Source organism: Nitratidesulfovibrio oxamicus (assembly GCF_015731765.1).
Taxonomy (GTDB): Bacteria; Desulfobacterota; Desulfovibrionia; order Desulfovibrionales; family Desulfovibrionaceae; genus Cupidesulfovibrio; species Cupidesulfovibrio oxamicus.
The window spans coordinates 1-8663 of the sequence record NZ_VRYY01000032.1 but is presented as its reverse complement, the minus strand read 5'-3'; the positions used below and the strand labels follow the sequence as shown (position 1 = coordinate 8663).

The window sequence follows — 8663 nt, the reverse complement described above, 5'->3', positions numbered from 1 at the left end:
CGCCTGACCGGTCCACGGCCCGGCGGCGCATCATCGTCCGGCGGGCGGCCCGCGGGGTTCGGCCCACAGCGGCCCACCCGGGTGCACCGCCGACGCAGCGACAGGCAGGAAGACCAACGTGAGCGTGAATTTCTCCACGGCCTTCAAGGATCCGGACCTTTCCCGCGGCCTTATCGAACGGCTGCACCGCGAACTGGACCGCCCCCTGCGCTTCATGGAAGTGTGCGGCACCCATACCGTGGCCATCTTCCAGAGCGGCATGCGCCCGCTGCTGCCCGCCGGGGTCAAGCACCTGTCCGGCCCGGGCTGCCCGGTGTGCGTGACCCATGAAAGCGAGGTGGCCGCCTACCTGCAACTGGCCGAAAAGCCCGGCGTGATCATCGCCACCTTCGGCGACCTGATGCGCGTGCCCGGCCCCGGCGGCGACAACCTGAAGCTGGCCCAGGCCAAGGGCGCGCGGGTGGAGATCGTCTACTCCGCCCATGACGCGCTGAAGCTGGCCGCCGACAACCCCGGCGACACCGTGGTGTTCCTGGGCATCGGCTTCGAGACAACCGCCCCCACCGTGGCCGCCACGGTGCTGATGGCGCGGCAGCAGGGGCTGACCAACTTCTGCGTGCTGTCGTTCCACAAGCTGGTGCCGCCCGCGCTGCGCGCCCTGCTGGCCGACCCGGACTGCGCCGTGGACGCCTTTCTGCTGCCGGGGCACGTATCCACCATTCTCGGCATGGAGCCGTACCGCTTCGTGGCCGACGAATTCCGCACCCCCGGCATCATCGCCGGGTTCGACCCCGTGGACATCCTGCAGGCCCTGCTGATCATGGTGGAGCAGCGCAAGACGGGCGAATTCGCCATCGTCAATTCCTACCGCCGGGCCGTGGACGACGCGGGCAACCCCCGCGCGAGAGAGATTCTGGACACGGTGTTCCAGACCGCCGACGCCCTGTGGCGCGGCATCGGCTGCATTCCCGGCAGCGGTCTGGTGTTCCGGCCCGAGTTCGAGCAGTACGACGCCATGGCCCGTCTGGGCCTTACCCTGCCCGAGGCCAGGCCCATCGCGGGCTGCAAGTGCGGCGACGTGCTGAAGGGCAAGATGCAGCCCTGCGACTGTCCGCTGTTCGCCAAGGCCTGCACGCCCGCCAAGCCCGTGGGGCCGTGCATGGTTTCCACCGAGGGCAGCTGCGCCGCCTACTTCAAGTACAACGTGGAGGCCTGATCGCATGGCCGGTGATACGCTTCTTCTCGACTACGGCAGCGGCGGCAAGGCCGCGCACCGGCTCATCGGTGAACTGTTCCTGAAACACTTCGACAACCCCGTGCTGCGCACGCTGGACGACGCCGCCCGGCTGGAACTGACCGGCCCGCTGGCCATGAGCACCGACAGCTACGTGGTGGACCCGCTGTTCTTTCCCGGCGGCGACATCGGCACGCTGGCCGTGCACGGCACCGTCAACGACGTGGCCATGCTGGGCGCGCGGCCTCGCTACCTGAGCTGCGGGTTCATCCTTGAGGAAGGGCTGGACATGGAGGTGCTGGAGCGCATCGTCGCCTCCATGGGCAACGCCGCGCGCGAGGCCGGGGTGTGCATCGTCACCGGCGACACCAAGGTGGTGCCGCGCGGCATGGCCGACAAGGTGTTCATCAACACCACCGGCATCGGCGAGATCATCGCGAATCCCTCGCCCAGCGGGCATTCCGCCCGGCCCGGCGATGCCGTCATCATCAGCGGCAGCATGGGTGACCACGGGCTGACCATCCTGTCGCACCGCGAAGGGCTGAACTTCTCCGCCGACGTGCGCAGCGATTCCGCCGCGCTCAACGGGCTGACCGAGCGGCTGCTGCTGGAGGTGGGCGACATCCATGTGCTGCGCGACCCCACGCGCGGCGGCCTTGCCACCACCCTGAACGAAATCGCCGGGCAGTCGGGCGTGGTCATGCGCATCGCGGAACGGGACATCCCCGTGCGCGATGCCGTGCGCGAGGGTTGCTCGTTCCTCGGTCTGGACCCGCTGTACCTCGCCAACGAGGGCAAGCTGATCTGCATCCTGCCGCAGGAAAAGGCCGACGCCGCCCTTGCCGTGCTGCGCCAGAGCCCCCTTGGGACCGAAGCCGCCCGCATCGGCACCATAGTGGCCGCCGATGGCGCGGGGCCGGGCAGGGCCGGGCAGGTCATCCTGGAAACGCCCATGGGCGGCCACCGCCTGCTCTCCATGCTGGAGGGCGAGCAGTTGCCGAGGATTTGCTGACGGCGGCGGGGCGGGAAAGAAGAAGAGAAGAAAAGATTGAATACGAGAGAGGGGGGCTTTGAAAAGCCCCCCTCTCTCGTGCTCTCACCCCGCAAACGCATCGGTTGGGGGTAGCACGCACATGGCGGTGTGCCGTCACACCCGGCAGGCATCCGAGAACGGCGTGATTTCCACTTCTTTCCGGCCCGGCAGTTGCGCGGTGATGCGTAGTGTCCCGCCAAGGGCGTGTACGATTTGGCACAGGGTGCTGATCTGCATGTCGCCGCTGCGTTCCTGCTTGGAAACGGTGGCCTGCGAAACATCCAGCGCGGCGGCAAGTTCCTTTTGCGAAACGCCGAGTTCCCGGCGCAATTCACGCAGGTTCATTTCCATGCGCAACTCGTCGGTGCGCTTGCGGATGGTTTCCCGGCGGGCTTCGGGCAGTGCCGCGATAACGGCGCTGAGCTTGCGGGCCATGTGATTGCCTTCCTATGGTTGCAGCGTGGCAAGATGCCGGTCGTACCGGGCATCGGCAACGGGAATCAGCCGGTCATAGAAGTGGGCATCGCCAGCCTTGCTGCCGCCGACCAGCACCACGGCATTCCGTAGCGGATCGAAGGCGAAAAGGAAGCGGTACGGCTGTCGGCCAAGGCTGAAGCGCAGTTCCTTCATGTTCGGATGCCGGGAGCCCTTCAGTGTATCCACGTGGGGGCGCCTCAGCGCGGGGCCGACTTCCTCCAGCAGCGAAAGCCGCGCCAGTAGTTCGTTCTGAAGCGGAACGTCGAACCCGTCGAACTCGGCGTCGAATGCATCGCAAAAGCTGACGTCCCATTTCATGCGTTGAAAATATAGCTTTTAATGCATATCGTCAAGTGGGTCGAACAATGAGAAAGGCCGACCACCCATGGGTGACCGGCCTTTGGCGTATCGGGGAAAATGGTGTCTACCGCGCGCCCTTGGGGAACAGGATGACCCCCACGGTCTTGAGCACGATCTTCAGGTCCAGCAGGGGTGACATGTTCTTGATGTAGTACAGGTCGTACTCCAGCTTGTAGCGGGCGTCCTCTATGGAGGCCCCGTAGGGGTAACACACCTGCGCCCAGCCGGTAACGCCCGGCTTCACGGTGTGGCGCACGTAGAAGTACGGGATGACCTTTTCCAGTTCGCGCACGAACTGCATGCGTTCCGGGCGCGGGCCGATGAGCGACATGTCGCCGCGCAGCACGTTCCACAGCTGGGGCAGTTCGTCGATGCGCACCTTGCGGATGAACTTGCCCACCTTGGTCACGCGGGTGTCGCCCTTCTGCGCCCACACCGCGCCGTTCTTTTCCGCGTCCACGGTCATGGAGCGGAACTTCAGCACCGTGAATTCCTTTTCGTGCAGGCCCACGCGCTTCTGCCTGTAGATCACCGGGCCGGGCGATTCCAGACGGATGACCAGGGCGGCAATGGCCATGATAGGCAGGGTAAGCACCAGCAGCACGAAGGACGTCAGCACGTCGAACACCCGCTTCAGGCGCTGCATGGACCCTTGCGTGTTCAGGTTGAAGCCGTCCTCCATCAGCAGCCATTCGTCGCGGATGAGGCTGACGGGAATGCGCCCTGCCACGTGTTCGTACAGGGTGCGGATATCCACCACCATCAGGCCGCCCAGTTTGGCGCGCAGCAGTTCGCGGGCGATGTCCTCGTCCAGCGGGGCGTCGGGCAGCATGACCAGCATGGTTGCGCCGTGGCTGCGCGCAACCCCCAGCGGATCGTACGAGGGGCCAAGGCACGGCCCGGCGTCGGCGTCCATGTCGCCTTCGCCCACGTAGCCCAGGATTTCGGCGTGGGGCATGCTCTGCGCCAGCAGGCTGCGCACCTTGCCCGCACGGTCCACGCCCACCAGCACCACCTTGTGCCGGGTCATGAAGCGCTTGCCGATGCGGTGCCACACCACGCGCCAGGTCAGGCACAGGGTCACCACCAGCACCAGCAGCAGCACGAAGGTGGCCCGGTCGAAGCGCCAGCTTTCGAACGAATAGAAGGTGAAACCGGTGGCGATGACCCCCAGCACGGACGCCACACCCACGCGGGCCACGGAATCGCGGAAGTCTTCCTCGCCCACCGAGTAGCAGTCTAGCACGTAGAACGAGAGCAGGAAGAAGAAGGTGGTGAAGAACGAGGCGCCCGTATAGTCGATGAGCACGCTGTATTCGTCGGGCAGCATGGTTTCGCCGACCACGTACAGCGCGATGAGGATGCACAGGGCATCCAGCAGGCGGAACAGGCTGTTGCGGATATTGTCGTTCACGCATTCCTCCCGGAATGGATGGGAAATCTTTCGTCGCGGGGGGCTGTCGCGCCCGTGCTAACTACAGGGGCTGTTTCCAAATAACGATTTTCGTCCGTTGGCTAGGAAAACGAGCCTGTCATGAGGGAGTGCCTCAGCCGTTATGCGAGACTTCGAGCATTACGGACGAGGACCGCAACGCTATGGCCAATGAAGTTTGACCGCGTTGCGCACGCTGTCCGCAGGACTCGCAGGCTCGCCCAACGGCCACGCTTCGCGCCTTTCGGGTCGGACCCAACGGGCGAAGGGACAATCGCAGGCAGCCCCTACGCCAGGCGCATCACCCGCAGGATATGCTCGCTCACCTTGTCGGCGTCGAATTCCGTTTCCGCCAGCCGCCGCCCGGCCTGCCCCATGCGGGCGATCAGGCTGCGGTCGGTGATGAACCGTTCCATGGCGGCGGCCAGCGCCTCGGGGTCGCGCAGGGGCACGCGGAAGCCGTTCACGCCGTCTTCCACCACCTCGCGGCAGCCGGGGGCGTCGGTGACCACGGCGGCGCGGCCCATGCTCATGCCTTCCATCACCGAGCATGGGGTGCCTTCGCGCCACGAGGGCAGCACCACCACGCTGGCGTCGGCCACGTACGGGCGCACGTCGCGGGTCTGGCCAAGATATTCGATGATTCCTTCTCGCGTCCAGCCTTCCACCTCGGCAAGGGGCACGCTGCCCGGGCCGCTTTCCGGCGGTCCCAGCACGCGAAAGCGGGCGTCGGGATGCCTTGCCTTCAGCAGACGCGCGGCCCCGGCGTATTCGCGCAGGCCCTTGGCCTCCAGCAGGCGGCCCACCAGCAGGAAGGTCGGCGGGGTCAGCACCGGTTCTGCCTGGGCAAAGTGGTCCAGGGCCACCCCGGTGCCCCGGCTCATGGCCACGGACGTGGAGTGCGGGATGATGCGGTTGTCCTCGAAGACCCGGCGGTCCTCCATGTTCTGGAAGAACACCGTGCGCACGCATGAAAGGGCGATGCGGTAGAGCAGGGCGGCCACCCTGGTCAGCATGCGCTTGACCGGGGTGTCCGCCTCGAACATGTAGCCAAGCCCGGTGATCATGGCGTAGCGGGCGGGCACGCGCGCCAGCGCCGCCGCCGTTGCCCCGTAGATGACCGGCTTGATGGTGAAGCAGAAGGCCACGTCGGGCCGTTCCTGCCGAAAGATGCGGTACAGCGCGGCAAAGGTGGCCGCGTCTCGCACGGGGTTCAGCCCCTTGCGATCCAGGGGGTAGCCTGCCACGCGAACGCCCATGGCTTCCAGCGCGGCGCGGCCTTCGGTGTCGGTGTCGGCGTCGGGCACGATGCACAGCACTTCGTGCCCCAGCGCACGGAGCCTGCGGATGAGCACGCTCCAGAAATTGACCATGGCCCGGGCCTGATTGCCCAGAATGGCTACCTTCATCTGATGCCTCGCTGGCTGCGCGCCCGATCGTGCCTGTTCTGCTGGCCGTGCCCGTCGCAAAGGTCGAACAGGCCGTACAGGACACGCCGGACGCTGATCCCGGCAGGCCGCCGGGGAAGTGTTGCCCCGCCCTGGGCGCACGCGGCGCGGGGAGCGGAAGAACGCGCACCTTGTAACAGGTGGGCAGCACGCTGAAAAGGGGGCCGGGCGCGGGGCGCCCGGGCTGCGCTTGGCGGTCGCCGGAACCGTGTGCCCAGTGCGGGGGGCCGGACCGCCGACCGGGGTGGGCTTATGGTTGGCGGCGGAACGAATTTTGCCCGCAGTGTCATCATCCCGCCGTCGGGTGTGTATCCTGCCATACCATACATGTTTCGTGCCGTGCGGTATGCCCCCCCTGCGGCCTCTTTACAGGGTGTGACGTTGGGAGTAGAAGCGCCCACGTTGCGGTGGTGGGCGGCGACTCCGTCCCCAAGGGCATCAGCCCGAGGCGGCGGGCAGAGCGCCAGCCCGCGCACCGCCCTGCCGCCCACGGGGCTGCGCCCTGCCGCAACGGTGCCCGGCGCGCCATCCTTTGACGCGACATTCCGGCGCACGTACAATGCGCATTCCATCCGAAACCGCCACTCCCCAGGGAGGATCACCATCATGACCCGTTATACCGCCCTGATGCAGGAACTGGAAGCCGCTCCCCGCACCTGGCTTGTCACCGGGGTTGCCGGATTCATCGGTTCGAACCTGCTGGAAACGCTGTTGATGCACGGTCAGAAGGTGGTGGGGCTGGACAACTTCGCCACCGGTTACCAGCGCAACCTGGACATGGTGCGCGAGATCGTGGGAGCGGACCTGTGGCGCAACTTCCGCTTCAAGGAAGGCGACATCCGCAACCTGGAGCACTGCCGCGAGGTGTGCGAAGGCGTGGACCACGTGCTGCATCAGGCCGCACTGGGTTCCGTGCCGCGCTCCATCGAAGACCCCATCCTGGCCAACGAAAGCAACATTTCGGGTTTCGTGAACATGATGGTGGCCGCCCGCGACGCCAAGGTGAAGACCTTCGTCTACGCCGCGTCCAGTTCCACCTACGGTGACGAACCCACCCTGCCCAAGGTCGAGGACAAGATCGGCAAGCCGCTGTCGCCCTATGCGGTGACCAAGTACGTCAACGAACTGTACGCAGACGTGTTCGCCACCTGCTACGGCATGAAGGCCATCGGCCTGCGTTACTTCAACGTGTTCGGCAAGCGGCAGGATCCCTTCGGCGCCTACGCCGCGGTCATTCCGCAGTGGTTCGCATCGCTGCTGCGCGGCGAGACCGTGTTCATCAACGGCGACGGCGAAACCAGCCGCGACTTCTGCTACATCGACAACTGCGTGCAGGCCAACCTGCTGGCCGCCACCGCCACCGACGAGGCGGCCCTGAACACGGTGTACAACGTGGCCTTCGGCGAACGCACCGACCTGAACCAGCTGTTCGACCTGATCCGCGAGGAAGTGAGCCGCCACAAGCCGGAAGCCGCCACGGCCAGGCCCGAACACCGCGAATTCCGCTTCGGCGACGTGCGCCATTCCCTGGCCGACATCAGCCGCGCCCACACCCGGCTGGGCTACGAGCCGGCGTACAGCGTGCGCCAGGGGCTGCGCCTGTCCGGCGATTGGTACGCCGCCAACCTGAAGTAGACGCGGCGCGCGGGTTGCCCCGCGCTGCCTGCATTGCCCGCATTGCCCGTTCCGCCCCGCCGCAACCCCTGCGGCGGGGCGGCGTGCGTTTGGGCACCGGTGCCCCGGCAGGCAGCCTTGTCGATCTGGCAGGGGAATGGGGGCTTGCCAAGCCCGGCCCGGGAGAGTATTTGGCAAAACATGCAAATGATCGCACCCCGACGGGCAGCCGCCCACCGCAGGCTCATCGAGGCGCAGGCCGAGATATTCAAGGCGCTGGGGCATCCCAGCCGCCTGCTGATGGTCGAGGAACTGACGCGCGGCGAGCGGTGCGTGTGCGAGTTGCAGGCGTTGGTGGGTTCGGACGTCTCCACGGTGTCCAAGCACCTGTCCATTCTCAAGGGGGCGGGCGTGGTGCGCGACGAGAAGCGCGGGGCCAACGTCTACTATTCGCTGGCGCTGGGGTGCGTGCGGTCCTTTCTGGAATGCACGGGCCATCATATCGAGGCGGCCACCCGCGATCTGGCCCAGTTGGTGGCCTTGCGCTCCGGAAAGTAGGCAGCGCGGGGTTTTTTTTGTGCGAATATTTGGCCATTAAGCCAAATAGGAAATAATGCAGACATGCCGGGCAAAGAGCCGACGAAAAGGGAGAACGGCAGATGGCTAGCGAATCGGAAAAGAATGACGGGGGGATGGGTGCAACCACATCTTCCACGTCGGGCGGTGCGGACGGGCATTCCATGGCGCCGGGCGACCATGCGGCGGAGGTGCGCCCTTTGCAACCTCTTGCGCCGTTGGGCACGGCCCACGGGGGGCGTTGCTGTCCGGCCCCGTCTGGCCAATCTGGCCAATCGGGCCAATCAGGCCAATCGGGGCGTCTGGCCGCACCGGCCATGCCCGGCACGGCAGTTCCGTCCGGCGGGGCGGGCGCAGCTTCCGGTTTCACCCTGAAGCCCCTTGGCCCCCTGGCTGGCGGGGATTCTGCCGCAGGCGGCTGCGCCTGTTCCGCTCCTTCCGCCACCGCCGCCCAAGCCCCGGCACTGTCGCCGGAGCAGGAGCGCGCCG

8 protein-coding genes are annotated in these 8663 nt (G+C 66.4%); 4 read left to right on the top strand and 4 right to left on the bottom strand.

Annotated features, from left to right (window positions below):
* The first annotated feature begins 118 nt into the window (after nucleotides 1–118).
* Together hypD and hypE are read left to right on the top strand one after the other, a co-directional pair.
* Nucleotides 119–1216, top strand: a complete 1098-nt coding sequence (hypD, locus tag FVW20_RS01605) for a hydrogenase formation protein HypD (protein WP_372434958.1) — start codon at nucleotides 119–121, stop codon at nucleotides 1214–1216.
* A gap of 4 nt (nucleotides 1217–1220) precedes the next feature.
* Complete coding sequence (gene hypE, locus FVW20_RS01600) at nucleotides 1221–2246, top strand: hydrogenase expression/formation protein HypE (RefSeq protein WP_196608008.1); 1026 nt, start codon at nucleotides 1221–1223, stop codon at nucleotides 2244–2246.
* A gap of 135 nt (nucleotides 2247–2381) precedes the next feature.
* Here the strand turns inward: hypE and FVW20_RS01595 are convergent, their stop codons facing one another.
* From FVW20_RS01595 to FVW20_RS01580, 4 genes are all read right to left on the bottom strand, one after another.
* Nucleotides 2382–2702: a helix-turn-helix transcriptional regulator gene (locus tag FVW20_RS01595; RefSeq protein ID WP_196608007.1), complete on the bottom strand. Its 321-nt coding sequence runs from the start codon at nucleotides 2700–2702 to the stop codon at nucleotides 2382–2384.
* A gap of 12 nt (nucleotides 2703–2714) precedes the next feature.
* Nucleotides 2715–3062: a type II toxin-antitoxin system RelE/ParE family toxin gene (locus tag FVW20_RS01590; RefSeq protein WP_196608006.1), complete on the bottom strand. Its 348-nt coding sequence runs from the start codon at nucleotides 3060–3062 to the stop codon at nucleotides 2715–2717.
* A gap of 106 nt (nucleotides 3063–3168) precedes the next feature.
* Nucleotides 3169–4518: a TIGR03013 family XrtA/PEP-CTERM system glycosyltransferase gene (locus tag FVW20_RS01585; protein ID WP_196608005.1), complete on the bottom strand. Its 1350-nt coding sequence runs from the start codon at nucleotides 4516–4518 to the stop codon at nucleotides 3169–3171.
* Between the two features lie 305 nt (nucleotides 4519–4823).
* Nucleotides 4824–5945 (bottom strand): glycosyltransferase family 4 protein, encoded by a 1122-nt coding sequence (locus FVW20_RS01580; protein ID WP_196608004.1) that lies wholly within the window; start codon nucleotides 5943–5945, stop codon nucleotides 4824–4826.
* 645 nt (nucleotides 5946–6590) lie between these two features.
* Here FVW20_RS01580 and FVW20_RS01575 point away from each other — a divergent pair.
* Together FVW20_RS01575 and FVW20_RS01570 are read left to right on the top strand one after the other, a co-directional pair.
* The gene (locus FVW20_RS01575) at nucleotides 6591–7619 is read left to right on the top strand and encodes an NAD-dependent epimerase/dehydratase family protein (protein WP_196608003.1); all 1029 of its coding nucleotides are present in this window, start codon (nucleotides 6591–6593) and stop codon (nucleotides 7617–7619) included.
* 180 nt (nucleotides 7620–7799) lie between these two features.
* Nucleotides 7800–8156 carry an ArsR/SmtB family transcription factor gene (locus FVW20_RS01570; protein WP_196608002.1) on the top strand — a complete coding sequence of 119 codons (357 nt, stop codon included), beginning with the start codon at nucleotides 7800–7802 and terminating at the stop codon, nucleotides 8154–8156.
* The last annotated feature ends 507 nt before the right edge of the window (nucleotides 8157–8663 follow it).